This window comes from Kitasatospora sp. NPDC029367 (genome assembly GCF_055569135.1).
Map to the genome: position 1 here is coordinate 52598 of NZ_JBVHYH010000025.1, position 26275 is coordinate 78872.

23 protein-coding genes and 1 riboswitch are annotated in these 26275 nt (G+C 70.6%); of the genes, 12 read left to right on the plus strand and 11 right to left on the minus strand.

From position 1 onward, the window contains the following. Positions 1–365 precede the first annotated feature (365 nt). The gene (locus ACZ4W5_RS16400) at positions 366–1226 is read left to right on the plus strand and encodes a DMT family transporter (RefSeq protein ID WP_465655099.1); all 861 of its coding nucleotides are present in this window, start codon (positions 366–368) and stop codon (positions 1224–1226) included. A 79-nt stretch (positions 1227–1305) separates the two neighbouring features. On the opposite strand, the gene ACZ4W5_RS16405 is transcribed toward ACZ4W5_RS16400, so the two are convergent. The 9 genes from ACZ4W5_RS16405 to gcvT form a co-directional block, all read right to left on the minus strand. Further along, entirely contained in the window at positions 1306–4032 is a 2727-nt protein-coding gene (locus tag ACZ4W5_RS16405; protein ID WP_465655100.1) for a tetratricopeptide repeat protein, read from the minus strand. Positions 4033–4123: 91 nt separating this feature from the next. Then, positions 4124–4549: a hypothetical protein gene (locus tag ACZ4W5_RS16410; RefSeq protein WP_465655102.1), complete on the minus strand. Its 426-nt coding sequence runs from the start codon at positions 4547–4549 to the stop codon at positions 4124–4126. Between the two features lie 221 nt (positions 4550–4770). Then, entirely contained in the window at positions 4771–4908 is a 138-nt protein-coding gene (locus ACZ4W5_RS16415) for a hypothetical protein (protein WP_465655104.1), read from the minus strand. After that, positions 4905–5081: a hypothetical protein gene (locus ACZ4W5_RS16420; protein ID WP_465655106.1), complete on the minus strand. Its 177-nt coding sequence runs from the start codon at positions 5079–5081 to the stop codon at positions 4905–4907. The genes ACZ4W5_RS16415 and ACZ4W5_RS16420 overlap by 4 nt, the downstream gene beginning before the upstream one ends. A 65-nt stretch (positions 5082–5146) precedes the next feature. Continuing rightward, the gene (locus tag ACZ4W5_RS16425) at positions 5147–5485 is read right to left on the minus strand and encodes a hypothetical protein (RefSeq protein ID WP_465655108.1); all 339 of its coding nucleotides are present in this window, start codon (positions 5483–5485) and stop codon (positions 5147–5149) included. 348 nt (positions 5486–5833) lie between these two features. Then, entirely contained in the window at positions 5834–7201 is a 1368-nt protein-coding gene (locus ACZ4W5_RS16430) for an L-serine ammonia-lyase (protein ID WP_465655110.1), read from the minus strand. 186 nt (positions 7202–7387) lie between these two features. Further along, a complete protein-coding gene (gene glyA, locus ACZ4W5_RS16435) occupies positions 7388–8668 on the minus strand; it encodes a serine hydroxymethyltransferase (RefSeq protein ID WP_360232922.1) in 1281 nt (426 codons plus the stop codon). Positions 8669–8749: 81 nt separating this feature from the next. Continuing rightward, the gene (gcvH, locus tag ACZ4W5_RS16440; RefSeq protein WP_360232925.1) at positions 8750–9130 is read right to left on the minus strand and encodes a glycine cleavage system protein GcvH; all 381 of its coding nucleotides are present in this window, start codon (positions 9128–9130) and stop codon (positions 8750–8752) included. A gap of 99 nt (positions 9131–9229) precedes the next feature. Next, positions 9230–10351: a glycine cleavage system aminomethyltransferase GcvT gene (gcvT, locus tag ACZ4W5_RS16445; protein WP_465655112.1), complete on the minus strand. Its 1122-nt coding sequence runs from the start codon at positions 10349–10351 to the stop codon at positions 9230–9232. Positions 10352–10596: 245 nt separating this feature from the next. Further along, a riboswitch (glycine riboswitch) is annotated at positions 10597–10701 on the minus strand. A gap of 186 nt (positions 10702–10887) precedes the next feature. Between gcvT and ACZ4W5_RS16450 the strand changes: the two genes are divergently transcribed. The 7 genes from ACZ4W5_RS16450 (at position 10888) to ACZ4W5_RS16480 (ending at position 19323) form a co-directional block, all read left to right on the plus strand. Then, positions 10888–11697, plus strand: a complete 810-nt coding sequence (locus ACZ4W5_RS16450) for an enhanced serine sensitivity protein SseB C-terminal domain-containing protein (protein WP_360232931.1) — start codon at positions 10888–10890, stop codon at positions 11695–11697. Between the two features lie 115 nt (positions 11698–11812). After that, positions 11813–12793, plus strand: coding sequence for an enhanced serine sensitivity protein SseB C-terminal domain-containing protein (locus tag ACZ4W5_RS16455; RefSeq protein WP_360232934.1), 981 nt, complete (start codon positions 11813–11815; stop codon positions 12791–12793). 456 nt (positions 12794–13249) lie between these two features. Next, the gene (locus ACZ4W5_RS16460) at positions 13250–14239 is read left to right on the plus strand and encodes an ABC transporter permease (RefSeq protein WP_360232937.1); all 990 of its coding nucleotides are present in this window, start codon (positions 13250–13252) and stop codon (positions 14237–14239) included. Positions 14240–14304: 65 nt separating this feature from the next. Further along, positions 14305–16074 (plus strand): ABC transporter substrate-binding protein, encoded by a 1770-nt coding sequence (locus tag ACZ4W5_RS16465; protein WP_360232940.1) that lies wholly within the window; start codon positions 14305–14307, stop codon positions 16072–16074. A gap of 99 nt (positions 16075–16173) precedes the next feature. Next, complete coding sequence (locus ACZ4W5_RS16470; RefSeq protein ID WP_360232943.1) at positions 16174–17184, plus strand: ABC transporter permease; 1011 nt, start codon at positions 16174–16176, stop codon at positions 17182–17184. Continuing rightward, the gene (locus ACZ4W5_RS16475; RefSeq protein ID WP_360232946.1) at positions 17181–18251 is read left to right on the plus strand and encodes an ABC transporter ATP-binding protein; all 1071 of its coding nucleotides are present in this window, start codon (positions 17181–17183) and stop codon (positions 18249–18251) included. The genes ACZ4W5_RS16470 and ACZ4W5_RS16475 overlap by 4 nt, the downstream gene beginning before the upstream one ends. Positions 18252–18285: 34 nt before the next feature. Further along, entirely contained in the window at positions 18286–19323 is a 1038-nt protein-coding gene (locus ACZ4W5_RS16480; RefSeq protein WP_360232949.1) for an ABC transporter ATP-binding protein, read from the plus strand. Positions 19324–19416: 93 nt separating this feature from the next. On the opposite strand, the gene ACZ4W5_RS16485 is transcribed toward ACZ4W5_RS16480, so the two are convergent. Next, the gene (locus tag ACZ4W5_RS16485; protein ID WP_360232952.1) at positions 19417–20835 is read right to left on the minus strand and encodes an acyltransferase family protein; all 1419 of its coding nucleotides are present in this window, start codon (positions 20833–20835) and stop codon (positions 19417–19419) included. Between the two features lie 129 nt (positions 20836–20964). On the opposite strand from ACZ4W5_RS16485, the gene ACZ4W5_RS16490 reads away from it, so the two are divergent. Further along, positions 20965–21624, plus strand: a complete 660-nt coding sequence (locus ACZ4W5_RS16490) for a trimeric intracellular cation channel family protein (RefSeq protein ID WP_360232955.1) — start codon at positions 20965–20967, stop codon at positions 21622–21624. Here ACZ4W5_RS16490 and ACZ4W5_RS16495 read toward each other — a convergent pair. Further along, a complete protein-coding gene (locus ACZ4W5_RS16495; RefSeq protein ID WP_360232958.1) occupies positions 21530–22306 on the minus strand; it encodes an IclR family transcriptional regulator in 777 nt (258 codons plus the stop codon). The two genes, ACZ4W5_RS16490 and ACZ4W5_RS16495, sit on opposite strands and share 95 nt — an antisense overlap. 183 nt (positions 22307–22489) lie before the next feature. Here ACZ4W5_RS16495 and ACZ4W5_RS16500 point away from each other — a divergent pair, with 183 nt between their 5' ends. The 3 genes from ACZ4W5_RS16500 (at position 22490) to ACZ4W5_RS16510 (ending at position 26164) form a co-directional block, all read left to right on the plus strand. Further along, positions 22490–23671, plus strand: coding sequence for a cysteine desulfurase family protein (locus ACZ4W5_RS16500; protein ID WP_465655117.1), 1182 nt, complete (start codon positions 22490–22492; stop codon positions 23669–23671). 50 nt (positions 23672–23721) lie between these two features. Next, positions 23722–24858, plus strand: coding sequence for a tRNA 2-thiouridine(34) synthase MnmA (mnmA, locus tag ACZ4W5_RS16505; RefSeq protein WP_402481046.1), 1137 nt, complete (start codon positions 23722–23724; stop codon positions 24856–24858). Positions 24859–24979: 121 nt separating this feature from the next. Beyond that, on the plus strand, positions 24980–26164 hold the full coding sequence (locus tag ACZ4W5_RS16510) for an alpha/beta hydrolase family protein (protein ID WP_465655119.1): 1185 nt from the start codon (positions 24980–24982) through the stop codon (positions 26162–26164). Positions 26165–26275 lie beyond the last annotated feature (111 nt).

Below are 26275 nucleotides of genomic sequence, written 5' to 3' on the forward strand. Positions count from 1 at the left end.
GAAAAAGAGTGGATCCCCTTCCCCCCCCCCCCCCCCCCCCCCCCCCCGTGGGGGGGCCCCCCCCCCCCCCCCCCCCCCCCCCGGCTCCGGCTCCGGCCCCGGTAACCTCGGGGGCGTGAACCCTTACTGGCACGTCGCACTGCCACCGCTCCGCGCCTGATCGGGCGCCCGCTCCGGTGGCTTGATCCCCGCAGCCCCCTCCAGGGGCCCTGCGGCGTGCGCCCGTTCTCGGAACCAGTCCCCTCGACGGTCCTCGACGACGGAAGTTCACGACTGTGCCGAATCGTTTCTCAGCGCCTGCGCCCACGTCCGCGCGCGCTCGACTGACCCCCGCCCCCCGCCGTACCCGCCCGATCGACGGGCCGGTGCCGATCCTGGCCTCCGCGCTGCTGTGGGGCACCACCGGGACGGCCGCCTCGTTCGCGCCCGCGGGCGCTCCGGCGGCCGGGATCGGGGCGGCGGCCCTGATGCTCGGCGGAATGCTGCTGTTCCTCACCGACCGCGCCGCCTGGTCGCTGCCCCGGGTGTGCGGGGCGGGCGAGCGGTGGCTGCTGCTGGTCGGGGCGGTGGCCGTGGTGGGGTACCCGGTCACCTTCTATCCGGCGGTGACCCGGACCGGGGTCGCGGTCTCCACCGTGATCGCCCTCGGCAGCGCGCCGGTGTTCACCGGGCTGCTCGGCTGGCTCGCCCGGCAGGGCCGCCCCGGCGCCCGGTGGGCCGGGGCCACGGCGCTGGCCGTGCTCGGCTGCGCGGTGCTGGTGCTCGGGCCCGAACTCCTCGGCGGCGGCGCGGCGGTGGACCTCCCGGGGGTGCTGCTGGCGGCGCTCGCCGGGCTCTCGTACGCGGTGTACTCGCTGATCGCCGGGCGGCTGATCGCGGCCGGGCGCCCGGCCGGCGGGGTGATGGGCGCGATGTTCGGCGGGGCGGCGGTGCTGGTGCTGCCGGTGCTCGCCCTGGGCCCGGTGGGCTGGCTGCTCTCGGCGCGCGGCGCGGGCATCGTGCTGCACCTCGGGGTGGTCACCACCTTCCTCGCCTACCGGCTCTTCGGCCACGGCCTGCGCCACACCCCGGCGCAGACCGCCACCACCCTCACCCTCGCCGAACCCGCCGTCGCCGCCGTCCTCGGCGTCGCAGCCCTGGGCGAGCGCCTCCCGGCCCTCTCCTGGTGCGGCCTCGCCGTCCTCGCGGGCGGCCTGGCCGCGCTCACGCTCCCCGGCCGGCGGTAGTCACGCCGCTGCACGGGAAGTCGGCCGGTCCAGCTCCCGTGCAGCGGGGGCTGACGGCTGTGCGGATCAGAGAATTCGATCAGGAGAATCCGCCCCCGCGCCGCTCTTTGCGATTCCGCGGGAGATTTCTCCTTCCTGGGCCGCCGAAACGCCACTCTTTGGGGTCCAAGCGGGCCAGGTCGTTGAGCATGCGGACAGCCTGCACGGTTTCATGGTGCTCTGGACCGAGTACTCGTCGGCGTGCCTCGAGAACCTTTCGCATCTCAGCTCGAGCTACGCCCGGAAGTCCTCGGGTTGCCCAGCTGATTGCCCAGTTATAGTGGGTTCTGAGTGTTGAAGGATGATTTACCCCCACGCGATCCTGTTCTGCCCTGAGGATATTCAGCCACTCGTGGTGAGCTTCTGCATGCTGACCGCGCTGAGCCTTGATATGAACGATTTCATGCTGCGTTGAAAGGACGTCGGACGAGCGTCCCTCAAGGCCCTGGGCTCGGTATCCCTCATCGACCTCGCGGAGAACAGTCTCGGCTTGATCGAGCTCCCCCATCTCCACCAGGATCTGGCCTACCTGATGTCGAGTTTGCAAGGTGTTTCGGTGATGCTTGGAGAGCAGGTCGACTTCAGTGAGATAGATGTCCATGAACTCGATGAGTGCGCGCATCAGTTTTCCTTGGATTCCGAGGATCGATGCGATGTCGTAGCGTGTAACCAGGACCGACGGATGCCATGGGGGCAAAATTGACCGCTGAAGTCGCAGGACTTCACCGAGTAGCAGAATAGCCTGATCCAGATTTCCCCGATGCCATAGGATAACTCCGAGCTCGTGGCGGATAATCGCCAAGGTGAAGGGAGGGATGCCTGATTCTTCGGCAAGCCGAATCGCTTTGCGTGAATATTCTTCGGCTTCGGCAAGGCGGCCGGATTCTCTCAGAATGGTCGCCAGGTGGTGGTGTGCTTGTAGGCCAAGATGCAGGAATTCTGGATCTTCATCTAGTTCGCGACACAGGTCTCGCGCCATCTGCTCCCCGGATTCCAGGAAGCCTAGTTCAGAATGGATTGCGATGGCTAGCTCGCGAGCCATCAGAGCCTGAAATCTGGCTGTTTCCCCCAGGTTTTCTGCCAGTCGGCAAGCCTCTGCGGCCAGGGCGTGCGCCTCCTCGAGGTGTGACATGTGCCAAGCCCATTCTGCACAGTCGTACTCGATGAGGAAGCGAAACTTTTCCTCGAGCTGGAATGCATCTGCTCTGGCGCGGAGATGCAGGGCCGAGGTATACCCTGTTTCGTACTGCCCCGACATTCTCAGATATCTGCTCAAGTATCCTCGAATTTGGACAATCATCTCGAACAGTTCAATACAGGAGGCGGGGAGCCGATCTACCAGGGACGCCAGATGGGGAATCACCAACTGCCAGCGAGTCGTACTGTCCGTGTCCCACTGGCCTCGAAGCGCTCCGAGGCATCGCGTCGCCGCTGCCCATGCTTTGGAGCGATCGGGCGAGCGGTCCAAGTGTGTTGCATTGACTTCGGCGACAAGCGGATGCACAAGGACGCACCGCTGTTTCTGGCCACCGTTCGCCCAGCTGTAGAACGTGTTTCCTTCGATCGGACTGGTTGCGGGCCCATCGTCGTTGATTTCGATCAGTCCAACAGAATGGAGCGCCCCAAGTGCGCGCTCCACAGTGAGGTCGCTCCAGGGGGTCTCCTCGCATCTGAAGGTTCGACCGAGAATCTTCGGGGATAGAAGCGTCGTGGGTACGGAACGAGCAGCCCAACACGATAGCACCCGCATGATCGACCTCACGTGCGGGATTCCTTGCTGTTCGAGGGAATCTAGCGAAACTTCCCACGTCTGCATAACAAGTTCCCGGGCATCGGCCTCCGTGCATGGTCGAACCGAAGTGAAAGTGGCGCGGTCTACCACAGTGCCAAAATCCCGGTTCAAAGCTTCATGGAATGATTTGAAGCTTTGCAGGGGAGAGGCCGGATGAGAAATTGCACGTCCGGCAAGGTACAAAGCGAGTGGAATGCGGCCGAGACGCTCGGAGAGAGTGCGGGCATCGTCATAATCGGCTGGCTGAGGGTTCCGGACCCCGCTCAGATCGAGCAGCATCTCCGTGCCAGCCGCGGGGGTCAATGGATTGATCTTCACTGCCTTGGCGGCGGGTGGCCACAGGTCGGGGCTCCCGTGACGAGTAGTGATTAGGACGGCTCCGGAATCCGATGCCTCCAACCAGCCCGCTCCGAGCTCCTGCTCGATTTTGCTCGGATCATCGGCGCTGTCGAAGACCAGAAGCCACCGTTTCTCGCTTGTGTGGAGAGCTTCCCAAGCGAGATCCACAACGTTCAGATGCCCCGTTCTCGCCTCGTGGGCCTGCGATTCGAGACAGCCCAGGCGTACAGCGATCTGATGCATGGCTGAGCGGATGCTGTCGGCCCCAGCTGCCTGGACCCAGAAGACACGCACTCCAGCTCGGCGGACTGCCGCGGCAATGGTCAGGGCCATCGCGGTTTTTCCGATGCCGCCCATTCCATGCAGGATAGTAATTTCTCCCAGCAGGTGCTGGATACTTTCAGCACCTGCCTCCTGCAATTCGGCGCTGCGGCCGTGAAGGAGGCGCGGGCGTAGGTTCGGTGGTGAGACGGAGACCGGAGAGAAGTCGTGAGGTGGTTCGGCGCTTGGGTAGATGTTGGCGATGCCGCCCTCAACTACTACCTGATCCCCCGCTGCCTGGTAGACGCGGCCGGAATCTGTGACACTCGCTCGCTGCCTGACGTGGTGGATGATGTCACTGTCGCGGGGCAGCAAATTTGCTCCGATCCGCCATGGATAGATCTGTCCAGGCCTGATATATGAACGGTCTAGTGCTGAATAGTTTTCCGTGGCGTCGGCCTGTGGTTCAGCCGTCGACGATGTGCTGATCCCGACCCGCCTGGAAAATCCGAGCATGGCCCCGGGCCCGGGCTTGCAGTTGGATGCGTCCGATCCGTGGGGCATCCTGACTGATCGAGTGGGAAGCCGCGTGAGTCAGGGTCTCGCGGAGCGTCTGGGCAGTGCTCGGGTCAGTATCGAACAGCAAGGATAGGCGCTCCTGCCACCAGCCCGAGAGTTCCTGTGTGCGGTCTTCGTTGCCATCTGTCTGTGCGTGCAGCAGGGCGGCTCGCGTCGCATCCATCTGCTCGCCGACCGATTCGCTCTCGAGGGGGCGAACGCGGCGCCATATCCCGAGCACGCCATCTTTGGTGCGCTGGAAGGCATCGGTGGCCATCAGGGTGACCAAGGTGGTTCCCGCGGTCTGAACGAACAGGGCCAACTCATCTTCCATGCGGCTCCTTGGCGGTGACATACGCGGGATGGCACGCGCTCATTCTGCCCGCAGACGCAGGAGAGAACGAGCACCTCGGAGCACTCTAGACCTGCGGTCATCTCTCGATGCGGGAGCGCGCGATCCTGACAGCCACCTCGCTGGGGCGGGTCCATGACTGAACAGGCCTCCAGCTGACGAGCACGGCTGAGGGAGGCTGCTGACTGGCTTTGCTATGTGGGTCAGATGCCCAAGTGGGTGGCGATGCCGTCGGGGACGCAATCGAGGCCGGCGAAGGCTCCTTCGGGGACGGCGAGTTGGTTGGGGCTGAGGGAGAACGGGGTGGCTGCCCGGGTGATCCAGGGGTGGGCCAGGCTCATCGCGCGCAGGTGGACGGCGAGTGAGCGCAGGGCTTCGCGCCAGCCGTCGGTGGGGATGTCCAGAACCGCCCGTAGACGAAGTCGACCATCAGCTCGATGAGTTCGTCCTTGCCGGAGACGTACCGATAGGCGGTCATCGGCGCGGCGCCGAGGGCGGTGGCCAGGCGGCGCATGGTGACGGCGTCCAGGCCCTCGGCGTCGGCGATGGCGACGGCGGCCTCGGCGATCCGGTGCGGGGTCAGGGTGGTGCGCCGGTCCGTTCCAGCCGGATCCGGTGGTAGCCGGGGAAGCGGTCCGGGGCGCGGGCCAACAGGTCGTCGGTTCCGACGACCTGTTGGTACGGGGGGCCGTCCATCCCGAACACCTGGATCAGGCTGCGGTGGTCGGGGGAGTCGTAGAACACCGACGCGCCATCGACGCGCCGCTGCCAGCCGTCGGGGACGAGGACGGTGGACCCGGCCGGGTCCGGCACCGGCGTCAGGTGCAGCCGAACGGGGCCGGTCGGCGCGGGGTCGGCGGTCGGCCGGTCACCGTCGGCGGGACGGTCCACCAGGTACCAGCCGCTGTCCGCGAGCATCCCGGTGACGGGCCGCGGTCAGCACCCACACCCATCGCTGCCGCAGGGGCGACGGGAGCGGGGGCGGCGCCAAGAGGCGCTGGCTGTGACGGCGGGCGGTGGGGTTCCGGCGGCTGGAACGACATCCGTCTCCCCTCCGGCGTGGACCGGCCCTCAGGCGTGGACCGACCCGCCGCGATTATGGCGCTGCGGGCCTCGCCGCGGCCAGAGGGCGGCCAAGGGGAGCGTCCGAGGATCATCCGGAGACACGAGGGCCTTCGGAGGGTACGGCGTTCCGCCCGGGGGCCGCTCGTCACCGGGCGCTGATCACCCCTCGGCGATCAGCGCCCGGCGGTCACCACTCGCCGATCAGCACTCGATGACGTTCACGGCGAGGCCGCCGCGCGAGGTCTCCTTGTACTTGATCTTCATGTCCGCCCCGGTCTCCTTCATCGTCTTGATCGCCTTGTCCAGCGAGACGTGGTGGCGCCCGTCGCCGCGCAGCGCCATCCGGGCCGCGGTGACGGCCTTGACCGAGGCCATGCCGTTGCGCTCGATGCAGGGGATCTGGACCAGGCCGCCGACCGGGTCGCAGGTGAGGCCGAGGTTGTGCTCGATGCCGATCTCGGCGGCGTTCTCGACCTGCTCGGGGGTGCCGCCGAGGACCTCGGCGAGGCCGCCCGCGGCCATCGAGCAGGCGGAGCCGACCTCGCCCTGGCAGCCGACCTCGGCGCCGGAGATGGAGGCGTTCTCCTTGAAGAGCATGCCGATGGCGCCGGCTGCGAGCAGGAAGCGCACGATGCCGTCGTCGTCGGCGCCCGGGATGAAGTTCAGGTAGTAGTGCAGGGTGGCGGGGATGATCCCGGCCGCGCCGTTGGTCGGCGCGGTGACCACCCGGCGGCCGGAGGCGTTCTCCTCGTTGACCGCCATCGCGTAGAGGGTCACCCACTCCATCGCGTTGGCCGGGCCGATGCCCTCGGCGCGCAGCGCCCGGGCCGCGGCCGCCGCCCGGCGGCGCACCTTGAGGCCGCCCGGCAGGATGCCCTCACGGGACATGCCGGCCCGCACGCACTCCTGCATGACCCGCCAGATCTCCAGCAGCCCGGTGCGGATCTCCTCCTCGCTGCGCCAGGCCTTCTCGTTCTCCAGCATCAGGCCGGAGATCGACAGCCCGGTCTCCCGGCTGAGCCGCAGCAGTTCGTCGCCGGTGCGGAAGGGGTACTTGAGCACGGTGTCGTCGGGCTTGACCCGGTCCGCGCCGATCGCGTCCTCGTCCACGACGAAGCCGCCGCCGACCGAGTAGTAGGTCTTCTCCAGCAGCGTCGAGCCGTCCGCCGCGTACGCCCACAGGGTCATGCCGTTGGCGTGGTACGGCAGCGAGCGGCGCCGGTGCAGGATCAGCTGGTCGTCCGGGTCGAAGTCGACGGTGTGCTCGCCGAGCAGGGAGATCCGCTTCTCGGCGGTGATCCGCTCGACGTCCTTGTCTGCCTGGTCGACGTCGACGGTGCGGGGCGAGTTGCCCTCCAGGCCCAGCAGGACGGCCTTCGGGGTGCCGTGGCCGTGGCCGGTGGCGCCCAGGGAGCCGTAGAGCTCGGCGCGCAGGCCGGTCACCTGCTCCAGCAGGCCTTCGGAACGCAGGCGGCGGGCGAACATCCGGGCGGCGCGCATCGGGCCGACGGTGTGGGAGCTCGACGGGCCGATGCCGATGGAGAAGAGGTCGAAGACACTGATGGCCACGGAGGACGTCCTTGTCTGGTCTCGTGGAAGGACTTGCGGGCAGGGCGGCGGGCGGGGCGGGCTGACAAGGGACGGGGCACCGCGCGCACTGTCCAGTGTGCGCGGTGCCCCGGGGTCCCCGGTACGCCGGCGGAGTGAGGCCGGTCACCCGGAGCCGGACGGCCCGGCGGACCGGGCCGCTCCGGATCAGCCCTGGTCGGCCAGGTTCGGGTAGAGCGGGTACTTCTCGGCCAGGGCGGTGACCCGGGCCTTGAGCGCGGCGGCGACGGTCTCGTCGAAGGCGGGCTTGAGCGCCTCGGCGATGATGTCGGCGACCTCGCGGAAGTCCTCGGCGACGAAGCCGCGGGTGGCCAGGGCCGGGGTGCCGATCCGCAGGCCCGAGGTGACCATCGGCGGGCGCGGGTCGTTCGGGACGGCGTTGCGGTTGACCGTGATGCCGACCTCGTGCAGCCGGTCCTCGGCCTGCTGGCCGTCGAGCTGGCTGTTGCGCAGGTCGACCAGGACCAGGTGGACGTCGGTGCCGCCGGACAGCACGGTGGCGCCGGCCTCGGCGACGTCGGCCTGGAGCAGGCGCTCGGCGAGGATCTTGGCGCCCTCCAGGGTGCGCTGCTGGCGCTCCTTGAAGTCCTCCGAGGCGGCGACCTTGAAGGCGACGGCCTTGCCCGCGATCACGTGCTCCAGCGGACCGCCCTGCTGGCCCGGGAAGACCGCGGAGTTGATCTTCTTGGCCCACTCGGCCTTGGACAGGATGACGCCGCCGCGCGGGCCGCCCAGGGTCTTGTGGGTGGTGGTGGTGACCACGTCCGCGTACGGCACCGGGTTCGGGTGCAGGCCCGCGGCCACCAGGCCGGCGAAGTGCGCCATGTCCACCATGAGCAGGGCGCCGACCTCGTCGGCGACCCGGCGGAACGCGGCGAAGTCCAGCTGGCGCGGGTAGGCGGACCAGCCGGCGATGATCAGCTTCGGCTGGTGCTCCTTGGCGAGGCGCTCGACCTCGGCCATGTCGACCTGGCCGGTCTTCTCGTCGACGTGGTACGCGACCACGTTGTAGAGCTTGCCGGAGAAGTTGATCTTCATGCCGTGGGTCAGGTGACCGCCGTGGGCCAGGTTCAGGCCCAGGATGGTGTCGCCCGGCTGGATCAGCGCGAACATCGCGGCGGCGTTGGCCTGCGCGCCCGAGTGCGGCTGGACGTTGGCGTGCTCGGCGCCGAACAGGGCCTTCACCCGGTCGATCGCGATCTGCTCGACCACGTCGACGTGCTCGCAACCGCCGTAGTACCGGCGGCCGGGGTAACCCTCGGCGTACTTGTTGGTGAGCACCGAACCCTGGGCCTCCATGACCGCCACCGGGGCGAAGTTCTCGGAGGCGATCATCTCCAGCGTGGTCTGCTGGCGGTGCAGCTCGGCGTCGACCGCGGCGGCGATCTCCGGGTCGAGGGCGTGCAGGGACTGGTTGAGAACCGTCATGGTGTGGTCTTCCCGGGGAGGAGAGCGGAGGGACGGTGGGAGTGGGACGGACCGCCGTGCTGCGGTCCGTCCCGGGGCGGCTCAGCCCTCGGCGTGGGTGAGCGCGTCGTACTCGGCGGCGCTGAGCAGCGTGTCGGTGGCCTCCACGCGGACCTTGAACAGCCAGCCGCCCTCGAACGGGGCGCTGTTGACCAGGCTGTTGTCGTCCAGGACGTCCTCGTTGACCTCGGTGACCTCGCCGGTCACCGGGGAGTACAGGTCGCTGACCGACTTGGTCGACTCCAGCTCGCCGCAGGTCTCGCCGGCGGTCACCGTGTCGCCGACCGCGGGCAGCTGCACGTAGACGATGTCACCGAGCGCGTCGGCGGCGTGCTTGGTGATGCCGACCGTCGAGACACCGTCCTCGGCGGCGGTCAGCCACTCGTGCTCCTTGGTGTACTGCAGGTGCTGGGGGTTGCTCATGGCGTCATTCTCCAGGATGGGAAGCGGGTACGACGCAGCGGGCCGCCGCACGGACGGCTCCGACGTGCGCGGATGGGAAAACGAGGGGCGCCGACGGCCTCAGCGGGCGCGCTTGTAGAACGGCAGCGCCACGACCTGGACCGGCTCGTGCTTGCCGCGGACGTCCACCGCGACGGTGCTGCCCGGGGCGGAGTGGGCCGCGTCCACGTAGGCCATCGCGATCGGCTTGCCCAGCGTGGGGGACGGCGCGCCCGAGGTGATCCGGCCGATCGGGGCGCCCTCGGTGGAGACCACCGTGTACTCGGCACGCGGCACCCGCTTGCCCTCGGACACCAGGCCGACCAGTACCTTCGGCGGGTTGGTCTCGGCCGCGGCGGCGGCCTGCTCCAGCGCCCTGCGGCCGATGAACGCGCCCTCGTTGGTGGTCTTGTCGAAGCGCACCACCCGGCCCAGACCGGCGTCGAACGGGGTCAGGTCGGTGGACAGCTCGTGCCCGTACAGCGGCATGCCCGCCTCCAGGCGCAGCGTGTCGCGGCAGGACAGGCCGCACGGGACCAGGCCGCGGCCCTCGCCGGCGGCGGTCAGCGCCTGCCAGACCGGCTCGGCGTCGGCCGGGGCGCAGAAGATCTCGAAGCCGTCCTCGCCGGTGTAGCCGGTGCGGGCCAGCAGCACGTCCTTCCCGGCCACGGTGGCCGGGAGGATCGCGTAGTACTTGAGACCGGGCAGGTCGGCGTCGGTGGTGTCGGCCAGGATCGCGGTGGCCTCCGGGCCCTGGACGGCGATCAGCGCGTAGGTGTCGCGGTCGTCGGTGACGACGGCGTCGAAGCCCTTGGCCCGGGCGATCAGCTCGTCCAGCACCAGCTGGGCGTTGGAGGCGTTGGCGACGACTAGGAAGGCGTCCTCGCGCAGCCGGTAGACGATCAGGTCGTCCAGGATGCCGCCGTCCTCGGCGCAGATCATGGTGTAGCGGGCGCGCAGCTCGCCGAGCGCGGAGACGAAGCCGACCAGCGCGTGGTCCAGCATCTCGCCGGCCTGCGGGCCGGTGACGGTGATCTCGCCCATGTGCGAGAGGTCGAACAGACCGGCCTTGGTGCGGACCGCGAGGTGCTCCTCGCGCTCGCTGCCGTAGCGCAGCGGCATGTCCCAGCCGGCGAAGTCGGTCATGGTCGCGCCGAGGGCGCGGTGCAGCGCGTCGAGCGCGGTCAGGCGGAGGGACGACATGGCCAGGAACTCCTCGGTCGGGGCACTCAGGGGTGCACGCGCCGGACCGGACCGCTGGGGGACCGACCCCGCGCGCGGGCATGCGGCGGCGTGGGTCTCCCCATCTGTCGTCGAACCTGAGAGCTTCACCGCCCACCTGCCCGCAGCCGGCACCAGCGTCGGCTGGTTCCAGCATCGGGGACAGGACGGCGGCTTGCACCGTGGGTGGGCGCGCGACACGGTCGTGCGCCGCTTTCCAGATGTGCCTAACCCGCGCGGTAGGGGGGCCTGAGAGATTCCGGGGAGGACTTGCTCCTTCGGCGCCGGCTGTGCTCCCTGAGGGGCACTCCGGGCTCTCCCGCGCGGGTTCGAGCGGCCGGTGTGGAGTTGTGGGGGCCCGCGGCGCATGCCGTCGGACGCGCACATCATGGCACGTCCTCGCGGAGGAGGGGAGAGGGGACCCGGTCACACCACGGCTGGGCGGACCCGGGCCCTAAAATCATCGCGTCGGCGCAGCAGTGGGCGGCCGACCCGGCCGTGGGCCGGATCGGCGGCGCATGGAGTACCCGGTGGAGCAGCAGCAGGGGTGGGGCGGGCCGCAGGCGGCGCCGGCGGGCGGCACGTGGCCGGCGAACGAGCTGGAGCAGGTGCTGACGGCCGCGCTGGGCGACCCGGGAGCGACTCCGCGGGTGATCGAGGTGCTGGCCCGCAGCCAGGTGTGGATCCCGCTGCCGGCCGGGGGCGACCCGGCCGGGCAGTCGCTGGACCTGCCGACCGTCGAGCTGGCCGGGGCCCCGTACGTGCCGGTGTTCTCCTCGCAGGAGGTGTTCCTGCAGCAGGCGCCGGGGATGGCCTTCGCGGTCGCGCCGGCCTGGGAGTTCGCCCGCGGGCTGCCGCTGGGCGTGGGCATCGCGGTCAACCCGGAGGCGGCGGTGGGCATCCCGGTGCCGCCGCAGGGCGTGGCGGAGCTGCGCCGCGGGCCCCGAGAGGCCGCTCGGTGGGAGCACACCGAGAACGCGCCGGAGGGGCCGACCGGCGGCCGGGTGGCCCTGCGCGAGCCGGTGCCGGGCGAGGACCCGGAGCACTTCCTGGCCGCCTGCCGGGCGGAACTGTCGGCCTTGCCGGGGGTGTTGACCGCGCGCCGGGCGCTGGCCAGCATCGAGGGCGAGCCGACCGTGATGTTCGTGGGCGTGCAGCTGGATCCGGCCGCCCCGGCCGACCCGGGGGCGGTGAACGAGGCGCTCGGCCGGGCGCTGGGAACCGCACCGCTGCCGGGCGGCGTCCACCTCGTGCTGCTCGACCTCGCCGACGACCCGGTGGTCGAGTGGCTGTTGACCCGGGTCATGCCCTTCTACTCGCGGGTGTGAGCGGGGATCCTTCACAGGCACGTCGCCGTGGCGGCGGCCGGTGCCGCGCCATAGGGTGCGTGCAGGCGGCTGACGGGCCGGCGGGTTCAGGAAAGAGGCGCGGCGAGGTGGGCGCATGAGTGCGGGAACGGGAGCGGGCGGGGCGCCGGGGCCCTGGGGCCAGGCACCGGCCGGGCGCCCGGGCGCGGACCCGGGCGGGTTGGAGCAGGCTCTGCGCGAGGTCGCGCCGGAGCGCTTCGACGCGTACGAGCGGCTGCTGCACGCGCTGGCCGACGGCCAGGTCTGGATGCTGCTCTGGCACGGTACGCCGGGCAGCCCGGACGCGCAGTACGGGAACATGGAGATCAGCGGCCACGGCTACGCGCCGGCCGTGACCTCGCCCGAGCAGCTGACGGCCTCCGGCTGGGCGCGGGCCCACGAGGTCATCTCGGGGCGGGAGATCGCCGCCTCGCTGTACCGCACCCGCTGGGGCCTGTGGCTGAACCCGCACGCGCCGGGCGGCGGGGTGGGCGTGCCCTGGGCGGACCTGCGGCGGGTCGCCGCGGGCCTGGACCGGCTGCCGGCCGGTCCGTTGAAGCTGAGCGAGCCGCAGGTCGACGCGCAGCAGTTCTTCGCCCTGCTGGAGCGGCAGGCCGGTGAGGTGCGCGCGGTGCGGGCGCTGCGCCGGGCCTGGGTGCAGCCGGCGGTGGGGGAGCCGTACCTGGCGATCGGTCTGGACCTGTACGAGAGTTCGCCGCCGGCCGTGGAGGCGGTGCGGGCGCTGATGCAGCGCGCGATCGCGGTGGCCCCGGAGGGGCTCGCGGTGTCCACGGTGGCGATGGCGGACGAGTTCGACCCGGTGGCGCTGTGGATGCGCGCCAACGCGCGGCCGTTCTTCGACCGGGAGGCCGGGCGCCCGCCGACCGGCCCGTACCCGCCGGTGCCGCCGCCGTACCCGGGCCAGTCGATGCCAGGGCAGCCGATGCCGGGCCGGCCGGTGCCGGGGCAGCCGGTGCCCGGGCAGTCGATGCCGGGCTACGCGTACGGCACCCAGCCGCCCGCGCCGGGCTGGGGGCAGCAGCCCCAGCCGCAGTGGCCCGGCTACCCCGGGCGCTGACCGGTAGACCCAATAGCCAAAATCGCTCACCCGAAGCCGACTTGATTCACCAACAGGTCGGCTTCGGTGCTTTCCGGACGAATTTCCGCACTCTCCGCAGAGGCATCTTGACATGGCAGTTACACCCGTGTGAAGAGGTATATGCCGAAGATCGGAGGCGTGCATGCAGGCAGATCACAGTTGGGCATCTGTCGGTTGTCAGGGCTGGCGCAAGCCAGTTCGGATGACAGAGAGTTCTGCGCAACGCATCGCGCGTACTGGAAACCCCACGAAGGTGAACGCGCACGCCGACCGCTCGATCCACGCGAAGCCCATCCCGCGTGGAGGCAGTGCCCGTGCACGACGCACTGCCGCGACCACCTGCTCCTAGCACCTCCGCACGTCCGCAGCCGTACCGCCGAAGCCGGCGCCCGGCACCCGTGGGCCGGCCACCGTCGGCGAGGGGACCAACTGACCATGACCGCACCCATCACTACCGCCGGGAACGAACCCGAGGCGCCCGCCTCCCCGAGCCCGGCCACCACGATCGAGGGCCGCTCCCTCGGTCGGATCGCCTGGACCCGCTTCAAGCGGGACAAGGCCGCCGTCGCCGGCGGCGTCGTGGTGATCCTGCTGATCCTCCTGGCCGTCCTGTCCGGCCCGATCGAGGCCCTGTTCGGGCTCGACCCCGACCAGCCGAACCCGGACCTGCTGGACGCCAACCTCGGCGGACTCCCGCTCGGGGACTGGGGCGGGATGAGCGGGGACCACCTGCTCGGCATCGACCCGCTGCAGGGCCGCGACCTGCTCGCCCGCGTGGTCGACGGCTCCTGGGTCTCCCTGCTGGTCGCCTTCGGCGCGACCGTGCTCTCCAACACCATCGGCACCGTGCTCGGCGTGATGGCCGGCTACTACGGCGGCTGGGTGGACACCCTGATCAGCCGGCTGATGGACGTCTTCCTGGCGTTCCCGCTGCTGCTGTTCGCCATCGCGATCTCCGCCTCGCTCCAGGGCGGCGCGTTCGGCCTGCACGGCCTGCCGCTGCACATCCTGGTGCTGATCTTCGTGATCGGCTTCTTCAACTGGCCCTACATGGGCCGGATCGTGCGCGGACAGACCCTCTCGCTGCGCGAGCGGGAGTTCGTCTTCGCGGCCCGCAGCCTCGGTGCGCGCGGCCCGTTCATCCTGTTCAAGGAGCTGCTGCCCAACCTGGTCGGCCCGATCCTGGTCTACTCGACCCTGCTGATCCCGACCAACATCCTCTTCGAGGCCGGGCTGAGCTTCCTCGGCGTCGGCATCCAGCCCCCGCAGTCCTCCTGGGGCGGCATGCTGGCGGACGCGAAGAACTACTACCAGGTCGACCCCCAGTACATGGTGGTCCCCGGTGTGGCGATCTTCATCACCGTGCTCGCGTTCAACCTGCTCGGCGACGGGCTGCGTGACGCCCTCGATCCCAAGAGCAACTGACCCTGCGTCAATGCGCAGGCGCCAGGCCCTTCCTCCTCCACATCCTCAAGGGGTTGATCTCACCCATGCGTAGGTCCCGTACCGTCGCGTTGACCGCCGTGGCCGCAGCCGCGGTCCTGGTCGTCACCGGCTGCTCGTCCAGCACCAAGAACAACGGCGGAAGCTCGAACTCGGCCGATTCCAACGGTGGCGGCGCCGACGCGGCCACCAAGCAGATCGTCAACGCCTCGGACAAGAAGGGCGGGACGGTCACCTACGAGATGAAGGGCACCCCGGACTCCCTCGACCCGGGCAACACCTACTACGCCTACATCTACAACTTCTCGCGCCTGTACGGGCGTCCGCTGACCACCTTCAACCCGGCCGCCGGCGCGGACGGCAACAAGCTGGTCCCGGACCTCGCCGAGTCGCTGGGCCAGCCCAGCACGGACGGCCTGACCTGGACGTACAAGCTGCGCGCCGGCCTCAAGTACGACGACGGCACCCCGATCACCTCCAAGGACGTCAAGTACGCCGTGGAGCGCTCGAACTTCGCGCCCGAGGTGAACTCCAACGGCCCGACGTACTTCCACGACCTGCTGGTCGACAACCCGACGCCGTACCAGGGCCCGTACAAGGACAAGACCGGCGACCTCAAGTCGATCGAGACGCCGGACGACACCACGATCGTCTTCCACCTGCAGCACCCGTTCGCGGACTTCGACTACCTGGTCAGCGCCCCGCAGACGGTGCCCGTCCCGCAGGCCAAGGACACCGGTGCCGACTACGTGAAGCACATCGCGTCCTCGGGCACCTACAAGTTCGAGTCCTACGAGGACGGCAAGCAGGCCGTCCTGGTCCCGAACACCAACTGGGACAAGAGCACCGACCCGATCCGGAAGCAGCTGCCGGACAAGATCGTGCTCAAGATGAACATCGACCAGGCCACCATCGACAAGGACCTGCTGGCCGGCAACGCCCAGGTCGACCTGGTCGGCGGCGGCGTCGACCCGCAGACCCAGGCGCAGATCCTGCGCGACTCGAAGCTCAAGGCGAAGACCGACAACGCCTACGGCGGCCGCCTGGTCTACATGGCGATCAACACCAAGGTCGCGCCGTTCGACAACATCGAGTGCCGCAAGGCCGTCCAGTTCGCGGTCGACAAGGTCGCGGTGCAGACCGCGCTCGGCGGCCCGATCCGCGGCCAGGTGGCCAACACCGTGCTCCCGCCGGACATCCCGGGCCACCAGGACTTCAACCTGTTCGAGACCAAGGACAACAAGGGTGACCAGGCCAAGGCCAAGGACGCCCTGAAGGCCTGCGGCAAGGACGGCGGCTTCACCACCGTGCTGTCCGCCCGCACCGAGCGCGCGACCGAGGTCGCCGCGGCCACCGCGATCCAGGCGCAGCTCAAGAACATCGGCATCAACGCCGAGATCCAGCAGTTCCCGCAGGGCAAGTACCTGACCGACTCGGCCGGTGCGCCGCAGTACACCCAGGACCACAACATCGGTCTGATGATGATGCAGTGGGGCGCCGACTGGCCGACCGGCTACGGCTTCCTGCAGCAGATCGTCGACGGCCGCGCGATCAAGGCCTCCGGCAACAGCAACCTGGCCCAGCTGAACGACCCGGCCGTCAACAAGCTGCTGGACGACGCCGCGGTCAACCCGGACCGGGCCGCCCGCGAGAAGATCTACGGCGACATCGACAAGAAGGTCATGGAGTCCGCGGTGTACGTCCCGCTGACCGACTTCAAGGTCTTCCTGTACCGCCCGGACAGCGCCACCAACCTGGCGTCCACCCCGGCCTTCTCGGGTGAGTACGACTACCTGAACATCGGCACCACCAAGTAAAGAGCCTGGCTCCGCATCCCTGAAGGCAGGTGAAGGCAGCGGCGCCCGCCGCCGTCCGGAAGACCCCGGACGGCGGCGGGCCGCCGGAGCCGCCCAACTGTGTTTGCCTACATCATCCGCAGGATCCTCGCGGCCGCGGCACTGCTGGTCGTCGTCAGCGCGGTCACCTTCGCGATCTTCTTCCTGCTCCCGCGCATCGCCGGCGAGACCACCGACCAGCTGGCCGCGCAGTACATCGGGAAGAACCCCTCGCCCGAGGCGATCCAGGCGGTCAAGCAGAACCTCGGCTTCGACCAGCCGCTGTACACCCAGTACTGGAACTTCCTCAAGGCGCTGGTCAGCGGCGCCGAGTACAAGTTCGGCCCGGAACCGGCCACCTGCCACGTGCCCTGCTTCGGCTACTCCTTCAAGAACCACCTGGAGGTCTGGCCGGAGATGACCAGCCGGATCCCGGTCACGATCTCGCTCGCCATCGGCGCGGCGGTGCTCTGGCTGGTCTCCGGCGTCACCACCGGCGTGATCTCCGCCCTCAAGCCGCGCTCGATCTTCGACCGGCTCTCCATGGGCATCGCGCTGGCCGGCGTCTCGCTCCCGGTCTTCTTCACCGGCGCCCTGCTGCTGACCGTGTTCAGCTACGAGTGGCCGATCCTGGACAACCTGGAGTACGTCGACTTCACCGCCGACCCGCTGATGTGGGCCCGCAACCTGATCCTCCCGTGGATCTCGCTGGCCTTCCTCTACTCCGCGCTCTACGCCCGGCTCACCCGCGCCGGGATGCTGGAGACGATGAGCGAGGACTACATCCGCACCGCCCGGGCCAAGGGCCTGGTCGAGCGCAAGGTGGTGGTCAAGCACGGCCTGCGCTCCGCGCTCACCCCGATCGTCACCATCTTCGGCATGGACCTCGGCCTGCTGCTCGGCGGTGCACTGATCACCGAGCAGGTCTTCTCGCTCAAGGGCATCGGCCAGTTCGCCGTCCAGGCGATCTCCGACAACGACCTGCCCAAGATCCTCGGCGTCACCCTGCTGGCCGCCTTCTTCATCGTCGCCTGCAACCTCGTGGTCGACCTCCTGTACGCCCTCGTCGACCCCCGCGTGAGGCTCTCGTGACCGACCTCCAGAAGAACCCGGCGGACGCCGCGCCCAGCTCTCCGGGCGACCCCTTCCTGTCCGTGCGCGACCTGCGGATCCACTTCGACACCGACGACGGCCTGGTCCGCTCGGTGGACGGGGTCAGCTTCGACCTGCACAAGGGCCGCACCCTCGGCATCGTCGGCGAGTCCGGCTCCGGCAAGTCCGTCACCTCGCTCGGCATCATGGGCCTGCACCGCTCCAAGCGGGCCCGGATCAGCGGCGAGATCCGGCTGGACGGCGAGGACCTGATCGCCGCCGGACCGGACCGGGTGCGCCAACTGCGCGGCCGGGAACTGGCGATGATCTTCCAGGACCCGCTGACCGCGATGCACCCCTACTACACGGTGGGGCAGCAGATCGTCGAGGCCTACCGGGTGCACCACCCCCAGGCCTCCAAGAAGCAGGCCAGGACCCGCGCGATCGAGATGCTCGACCGGGTCGGCATCCCGCAGCCGGACCGCCGGGTGGACGACTACCCGCACCAGTTCTCCGGCGGCATGCGCCAGCGCGCCATGATCGCCATGGCCCTCGTCAACGACCCCTCGCTGCTGATCGCCGACGAGCCCACCACCGCCCTGGACGTCACCGTCCAGGCGCAGATCCTGGACCTCATCCGGGACCTCCAGCAGGAGTTCGGCTCCGCCGTCATCATCATCACCCACGACCTCGGGGTGGTCGCCGAGCTCGCCGACGACATCCTGGTCATGTACGGCGGCAAGTGCATCGAGCGCGGGCCCGCCGAGACCCTCTTCGACGCGCCCGAACACCCCTACACCTGGGGCCTGTTGGGCTCGATGCCGCGACTGGACCGGGAACTGCAGGACCGGCTGGTGCCGGTCCGGGGCACCCCGCCCAGCCTGATCAACGTGCCGTCCGGCTGCGCCTTCCACCCGCGCTGCCCGTACGCCGCCCTGACCGGCGGGCGCTCCACGGGCGAGGTCCCGGTGCTCACCGAGGCCGCACCCGGGCACTTCGCGGCCTGCCACCTGGCGGCCGACGAGCGGCACCGCATCTTCGCCGAAGAGATCGCGCCCCGGCTGTGAGCCCGGCCCCGTACCACCATTCTGGAGAGAACCGATGACGGACACTCAGGGGGCCACCATCCCTGCACCGGCGCCCGCCCCCGAGCGCGAGCCGCTGTTGAAGGTCACCGGCCTGACCCGGCACTTCCCGATCCGCGGCGGACTGCTGCGGCGCCCGACCGGCGCGGTGCGGGCCGTCGACGGCATCGACTTCACCGTCAACGCCGGCGAGACGCTGGGCGTCGTCGGCGAGTCCGGCTGCGGCAAGTCGACGATGGGGCGGCTGGTCACCCGGCTCGACGAACCCACCGGCGGGACGATCGAGTTCGAGGGCACCGACATCAGCCACCTCGGCACCGGGGCGATGCGGCCGCTGCGCCGAGACATCCAGATGATCTTCCAGGACCCGTACTCCTCGCTGAACCCCCGGCACACCGTCGGCACCATCGTCAGCGCGCCGTTCAAGCTCCAGGGGGTCCACCCCGAGGGCGGCGTCAAGAAGGCCGTCCAGGACCTGCTGGAGCTGTGCGGGCTCAGCCCCGAGCACTACAACCGCTACCCGCACGAGTTCTCCGGCGGCCAGCGCCAGCGCATCGGCATCGCCCGGGCGCTCGCGCTCAAGCCGAAGATGATCATCGCGGACGAGCCGGTCTCGGCGCTGGACGTGTCGATCCAGGCGCAGGTGGTCAACCTGCTCGACGACCTCCAGCAGGAGCTCGGCCTGACCTACCTGATCATCGCGCACGACCTCTCGGTGGTCCGGCACGTCTCCGACCGGGTGGCGGTGATGTACCTCGGCAAGATCGTCGAGATCGCCGACCGCGACTCGCTCTACCGCAGCCCGATGCACCCGTACACCACGGCCCTGATGTCGGCCGTCCCGGTGCCGGACCCGCGCCGGCGCCAGCAGGGCGGGCGCGAGCGGATCCTGCTCAAGGGCGACGTGCCCTCGCCGATCAACCCGCCCAGCGGCTGCCGGTTCCGCACCCGCTGCTGGAAGGCGCAGGACGTGTGCGCGAGCCAGGAGCCGCCGCTGGCGGTGGCGAGGACGGGGCACCAGGTGGCGTGTCACTTCCCCGAGGGGACCGACTAGGCGCAGCCCTGAGAACGCCCAGTACCGACGAAAGAGAGGCCGCCCGCTCCCGGGAATCGGGGGCGGGCGGCCTCACGTCGTGGCGGGCGGGCGTCAGCCGCGCCCGGCGCCGTCCAGGACGGGCTGCGCCTCGGCCTCCGCGGCCGGGCCGGCCGGCTGCGGCTCGCGCGCGGCGGGGGTGCCCGGGGCGGCCGGTCGGGCCGACGGCAGCTCGGCCGGGAAGCGGCGGTTCAGCGCCTTGATCACCTTGCGGCCCAGGTTCTGGAACGGGATCTCGACCAGGCGGTAGCTGAGGTAGCTGATCAGCAGCAGGGCGGCCATCAGGCCGAAGAACTGCAGGCTGCGGTCCTGCCAGGAGGTGAAGGCCGGACGGCCCTCCAGCTTCCAGTTCATGAAGTGGATGATCGGGTTGTGCAGCAGGTACACCGAGTAGCTGATCGAGCCCGTCCAGGTCAGCCAGCGCGGGAAGCGGCGGTGGCGCAGCAGCATGCCGATCGCGAAGACGACCCAGGCGCCCAGGTAAGCGCCGGAGAACGACTGCCAGGACTCGCTCCAGGTCCGCCAGAGCGCGTTGTCGCGGTTGTACATGAAGCCGCACAGGACGCCCGAGGTGAGGACGAAGCCGCAGCACAGCAGGGCCGGCAGCCGGTCGATCTGGCCGTGCTCCAGCCGGTACAGCACCGTCCCGGAGAACATGGTGGCGAAGATCAGCAGGGTCTCGAAGGCGGCGGAGCGGCCGTTCAGCACGACCAGCACCAGGCCCAGCCCGCCGAGCATCGTCCCGCCCCAGCGGGTCAGGTCGACCCGGCCGGTGAGGAAGCAGACCATCGCGGTGATCACGATGACCAGGACGGCCACCGTCAGGTGCCGGTTGGCGGGCAGGCCGCCGTCCGCCGTGAGCAGGCCGAGCGGCAGCCAGGAGCCGAGCAGCAGCGCGGCGCCGGCGAAGCCGATCGCGAGCGGGGCGCTCTTCTTGTGCTTGCCGTTGACGAACAGGGCCGTCACGAAGAAGTAGAAGATCATCTCGTAGGTGAGCGTCCACATCACCCCGATGAGGTTCGGGACGCCCGTGAGGTCCTGCACCATCGGGGCGTTGCCCACCACCGAGAGCAGCGGGTGGTCGAAGGCGAAGCCCTGGATGACCGAGTGGTTGCGGGGCAGGAGCAGCAGGCTCAGCAGCGCGGTGACGATCACCACCGGGTAGATCCGGAAGTACCGGCCCGCCCAGAACGAGCGCACATCGCCGCGCCGCTCCAGCGAGGCCGGGATGATGTACCCGCTCACCAGGAAGAACAGCATCACGCCGAAGATGCCCGGATCCCCGAAGTTGCGCGGCGCGTGGTCGATGTGGAGCCAGTAGAACGGCAGCGCGAAGTGGTAGATCGCCACGGAGAGCGCGGCTATGCCGCGCAGGGCGTCGAGCCAGCCGAGCCTCGCCGAGGCTGCTGGGGCGGCACCCGCGGCGGCACGGGTGTTCTGGCGGCGTGGGAATGCGCGTCCGGTGAGCTTCACACGCGGGAGGTTAGCGGAGTGGGCCGGGGGTGCACCCGCCCGGGCGGGGACTGCCCCGTCCGCGAGACGGTTTCATCCGGACTGTGACCGGTGTCGGGAACGACCGGGTGGATCGGGTACACATGGACGGTGAGTTCGCAGATCTTCCCCTCCGACGTGCAGCAATCGTTGGACCTCGTCGGCATTTTCGTCTTCGCCCTCTCCGGGGCGCTGCTCGCCGTCCGCAAGAACATGGACATCTTCGGGATCTGCGTGTTGGCGGAGGTCACGGCCCTCGGCGGCGGGGTGATGCGCGACCTGGTGATCGGCGCCACCCCGGTGGCCGCCTTCACCAACCTCGGCTACTTCCTCACCCCGCTGGCCGCCGGCCTCGTGGTGTTCTTCCTGCACCCCGAGGTCGAGCGGATCAACCGCTCCGTGCAGACCCTGGACGCCCTCGGCCTCGGCCTGTTCTGCGTCACGGGCACCGCCAAGGCGCACGACTACGGGCTGGGCGCGGTCGCCTCGATCGCGCTCGGCATGGTGACCGCGGCCGGCGGCGGGGTGATCCGCGACGTGCTGGCCGGGGAGATCCCCTCGCTGCTGCGCTGGGACCGCGAGATCTACGCCGTCCCGGCGCTGGTCGGCGCCGCCCTGGTGGCCGTGCTGATCGGGGCCGACCGGCTCACCGGCGCCACCGGCACCGCCGCCGCGCTCACCGCCTTCGTGCTGCGGATGCTCGCCCTGAGGTACGGCTGGCGTGCCCCGCGGGCCTGGCACCGCAACGGTTCTCGCACCAGCGAGGAGTAGGCGAGCCGCCGCAGGCGAGCGAGATCGCCTCGGCCGTGCAGAGCAGTTCCGGCAGCATCCGGGCCAGCTCGGCCGGCGGCACCTGGCCGGCCGGGGCGCTCAGCGCGCAGGCCGCGACCGTCCGTCCGCCGCTGCCCGCCACCGGCGCGGCCACGCAGGTCACCGGCTCCCGGTGCTCGGCCGACTCGGCCGCCCAGCCCCGGCGGCGCACCGCCGCCAGCTCGGCCGGCAGCTCCTCCTCGCGGACGCCGTCCTCCGGCAGCCCGGCGAGCAGCACCCGCCCGACGGCCGTCCCGGTCACCGGGGCGCGGCGCCCGATCCGCGGCGGGCGGGCCGCCGAGGGCGCGGCCACCTCGTCCAGGTAGAGCACCTCGCCGTCGTGCAGCACGGCCAGCTGGACGGTGTAGCCGCAGCGCGCGTTGAGGGCGGCCAGGTACGGCGCGGCGACCTGCCGGACGTCGAAGTCCTCCAGCGCCCGGTGCGCCAGCGACAGCACCCGGCCGCCGACCCGGTAGCGCAGGTCGGGCTGGCGCCGGACGAACCCGTGCTCCTCCAGCGTGCGCAGCAGCCGCAGCGCGGTGGACTTGTGCACCCCGAGGCTGCTCGCGGCCTGTTCCAGCGAGAGCGGCCCGTCGCCCAGCGAGCCGAGCAGGGTCAGCGCGCGGTCGACCGACTGCGACATGGCGCCCCCTGGAACGCTGGAACCCGATGGAGAAGTGGTCGTCAGGCTAACCGCTGGGCGGCGCAGTGGTACAAACCAGTGCCGGACGCCGCCGTCCGCCGACCACGGCCGTGGCCGGATCGGTGCGCACCCGGGCCCGGGCCTGGTGGGGCCCCGGAGCATGCCCTCTACAATCGGATGGTTATGCCATACCTGGACCATGCGGCGACCACGCCGATGCTGCCCGAGGCGATCGCCGCGATGTCGGCGCACCTGGGGGTGGTCGGCAACGCCTCGTCCCTGCACGCGGCCGGCCGCCGGGCCCGCCGGGTGGTCGAGGAGTCCCGCGAGTCGCTGGCCGAATCGCTGGGCGCCCGCCCGAGCGAGATCGTGCTGACCGGCGGCGGCACCGAGTCCGACAACCTGGCGGTCAAGGGCCTCTACTGGGCCCGCCGGGGCGCCGATCCGGCCCGCACCCGGGTGCTGTCCAGCCCGGTGGAGCACCACGCCGTGCTGGACGCGGTGCACTGGCTCTCCGAGCACGAGGGCGCGACGGTCGAGTACCTGCCGGTGGACGCGCTGGGCCGGGTGCACCCCGGGGCGCTGCGCGCCGCGATCGAGCGCGACCCCGGCTCCGTCGCCCTGGTCACCGTGATGTGGGCCAACAACGAGGTCGGCACCGTCCAGCCGGTGCGCGAACTCGCCGCCGTGGCGGCCGAGTACGGCATCCCGATGCACGCCGACGCGGTGCAGGCGCTCGGTCAGGTCCCGGTCTCCTTCGCCGACTCGGGCCTCACCGCGCTCACCGTCACCGGGCACAAGATCGGCGGCCCGTTCGGCATCGGCGCCCTGCTGCTCTCCCGCGGCGCCACGCCCGTACCGCTGCTGCACGGCGGCGGCCAGGAGCGCGACGTGCGCTCCGGCACCCTGGACGCCCCCGCCGCCGCCGGCTTCGCGGCCGCCGCCGCGCTGGCCGTCGAACGGCGGGCGGAGCACGCGGTGACGCTCGGCGCGCTGCGCGACGAACTGGTCGCCGGGGTGGTCGCGGCCGTCCCGGACGCGGTGCTCAACGGCGACCCGGCGGGGGAGGGGCGGCTGCCGGCCAACGCCCACTTCTCCTTCCCCGGCTGCGAGGGCGACGCGCTGCTGATGCTGCTGGACGCCCAGGGCATCGAGTGCTCCACCGGCTCGGCCTGCTCGGCCGGGGTGCCGCAGCCCAGCCACGTGCTGCTGGCGATGGGGGTCGACCCGCTGCTGGCCCGTGCCTCGCTGCGGTTCTCGCTCGGGCACACCTCGGTGCGCGAGGACGTCACGGCACTGGTGGCGGCCATCGGCCCGGCGGTGCAGCGGGCCCGCAACGCGGGGCTGGCGTCCGTCCGCCGGTAGCTCCGGTACGGGCCGGGCATGTTCGACGGCCCCGTACTCTTGTAGTCACCATGACTGACTTCCCGGGTGCCCCGACCACTCCGTCCACCGGCCGCCTGCGCGTGCTCGCGGCGATGTCCGGCGGAGTCGACTCCGCCGTCGCCGCCGCCCGCGCCGTCGAAGCGGGGCACGAGGTGACGGGCGTGCACCTGGCGCTGTCAGCGAACCCGCAGTCCTTCCGTACGGGCGCGCGCGGCTGCTGCACCATCGAGGACTCCCGGGACGCCTGGCGGGCGGCCGACGTGATCGGCATCCCGTTCTACGTCTGGGACCTCGCCGAGCGCTTCCGCGAGGACGTGATCGACGACTTCGTCGCCGAGTACGCGGCCGGGCGGACCCCGAACCCCTGCCTGCGCTGCAACGAGAAGATCAAGTTCGCCGCGCTGCTGGACAAGGCGATCGCCCTCGGCTTCGACGCCGTCTGCACCGGCCACTACGCCCGCGTCGTCGACCTGCCGGACGGCTCGCGCGAGCTGCACCGCGCCGTGGACGCCGCCAAGGACCAGTCCTACGTCCTCGGCGTGCTCGACGCCGACCAGCTCGCCCACTCGCTCTTCCCGCTCGGCGACACCACCAAGGAAGAGATCCGGGCGGAGGCCGAGCGCCGGGGCCTGGCCGTCGCCAAGAAGCCCGACAGCCACGACATCTGCTTCATCGCCGACGGTGACACCCAGGGCTTCCTGGCCAAGCACCTCGGCACCGCCACCGGCGACATCCTCGACGTGGACGGCACCAAGCTCGGCGAGCACGACGGCGCGTACGGCTTCACCATCGGTCAGCGCAAGGGCCTGCGGATCGGTCGCCCGGCGGCGGACGGCAAGCCGCGCTACGTGCTGGACATCTCCCCGGTGAACAACACCGTCACCGTCGGACCGGTCGAGGGCCTGGACGTCACCGCCCTGACCGCCATCCGCCCCCGCTGGTGCGGCACCGAGCCCCTGGCCGAGGGCCGCTACACCGCCCAGCTGCGCGCCCACGGCGAGGAGGTGCCGGTCACCGCCGCCATGGTCGACGGCGAACTCCACGTCCGCCTGGACACCCCAGCGCGCGGCATCGCCCCCGGCCAGGCGGTCGTCCTCTACGACGGCACCCGCGTCATCGGCTCCGCCACCATCGCCACCACCGAACGCCCGGCTGCGCGGGTCTGAGCGGGCCATGGCGGCGTCATCCGAAGGGATGACGCCGCTGAATCGCCCGGATGACCACGGCCCGACAGGGCATTCGTCCGGCTGATTCGGGGGTCCGGGCCGCGGACCTACCGTCTGGGACATGACCCGAATCCGCCGCATCGCGGCCGTCGCAGCGCTCGCTCTCGCCCTTCCGCTCCCGCTGGCCGGGGCCGCGATGGCCACGCCGTCGCGCTCCGCCACCGCGGCCGTCACCGCTGTCTCCAGCAATCCGGCCGCCTTCCACGGCGAGCTGCCCCGCTCGACCGGGCGGTACGAGGCCGGGGAGGAGGTGCTGCACCTGACCGACCAGGGCCGCACCGACCCCTGGGTGCCCGCGGCCGGGCCGCGGCAGCTCGCGGTGTCGATGTTCTACCCGGCCCGGCAGGGCACCGGGGAGCCCGCTCCGTACATGACCCCTGGCGAGGCCCAGGGCTTCCTGGCGACGCGGGTGCCGGCCGGCACCGGGCTCAGGGCGCAGGACCTGGTCGGCGTCGACACCCACGCCTACACCGGGGCGAAGGCCGCCGGCGGGAAGTTCCCGCTGGTGGTGCTCTCCCCGGGCTTCGAGAACCCCCGCGCCACGCTGACCGGCCTGGCGACCGACCTGGCCGGCCACGGCTACGTGGTGGCCCTGGTCGGCCACACCTACGAGGACTCCGGCGAGACGCTCGCCGATGGCAGCACCCCGGGCTGCGCACTGTGCGACAGCGGCGCACCGGACTCGCTCCCGGACAGCCGGGCGAAGGACGTCTCCTTCGTCCTGGACCAGCTGACCGGGCAGCACCCGGCCTGGCGCCTGTCCCACCTGATCGACCGGGACCGAGTCGGCATGGCCGGGCACTCGATCGGCGGTGCGTCCACGCTGAACGCGATGGCCGAGGACCAGCGGATCCTGGCCGGGGTGAACATGGACGGCACGTTCTGGCCGCCGGTTCCGACCGACAAGCTCGACGGGCGCGCGTTCCTCCTGCTCGGCAAGGACAGCGACCACTCCTCGAACGGCGGGGACACGTCCTGGGGGCAGACCTGGGCGGGCTGGAAGGGCTACAAGCCCTGGCTGACCGTCGCGGGCACCAACCACGCCAGCTTCACGGACGTCACCGTGCTGGCCGCCGAGATCGGCATGCCGCTCCCTCCGGGGACGACCACCTCGCCGGAGCGCGGGATGCAGCTGACCAGGGAGTACGTCGGAGCCTTCTTCGACCGGACCCTGAAGGGAATCCACCAGCCCCTCCTCGACGGCCCGTCGATGGCGAACCCGGAGGTGCTCTTCCAACATCCGTGATCGCGCGTGTTTCTCGGGGCCCGGGGGGGGGGGGGGGGGGGGGGGGGGGGGGGGGGGGCGGCGGTCCTTTGGTGGCTTCCTTCCCTCTCCCTGCGTACAAGAAGAAGGAAG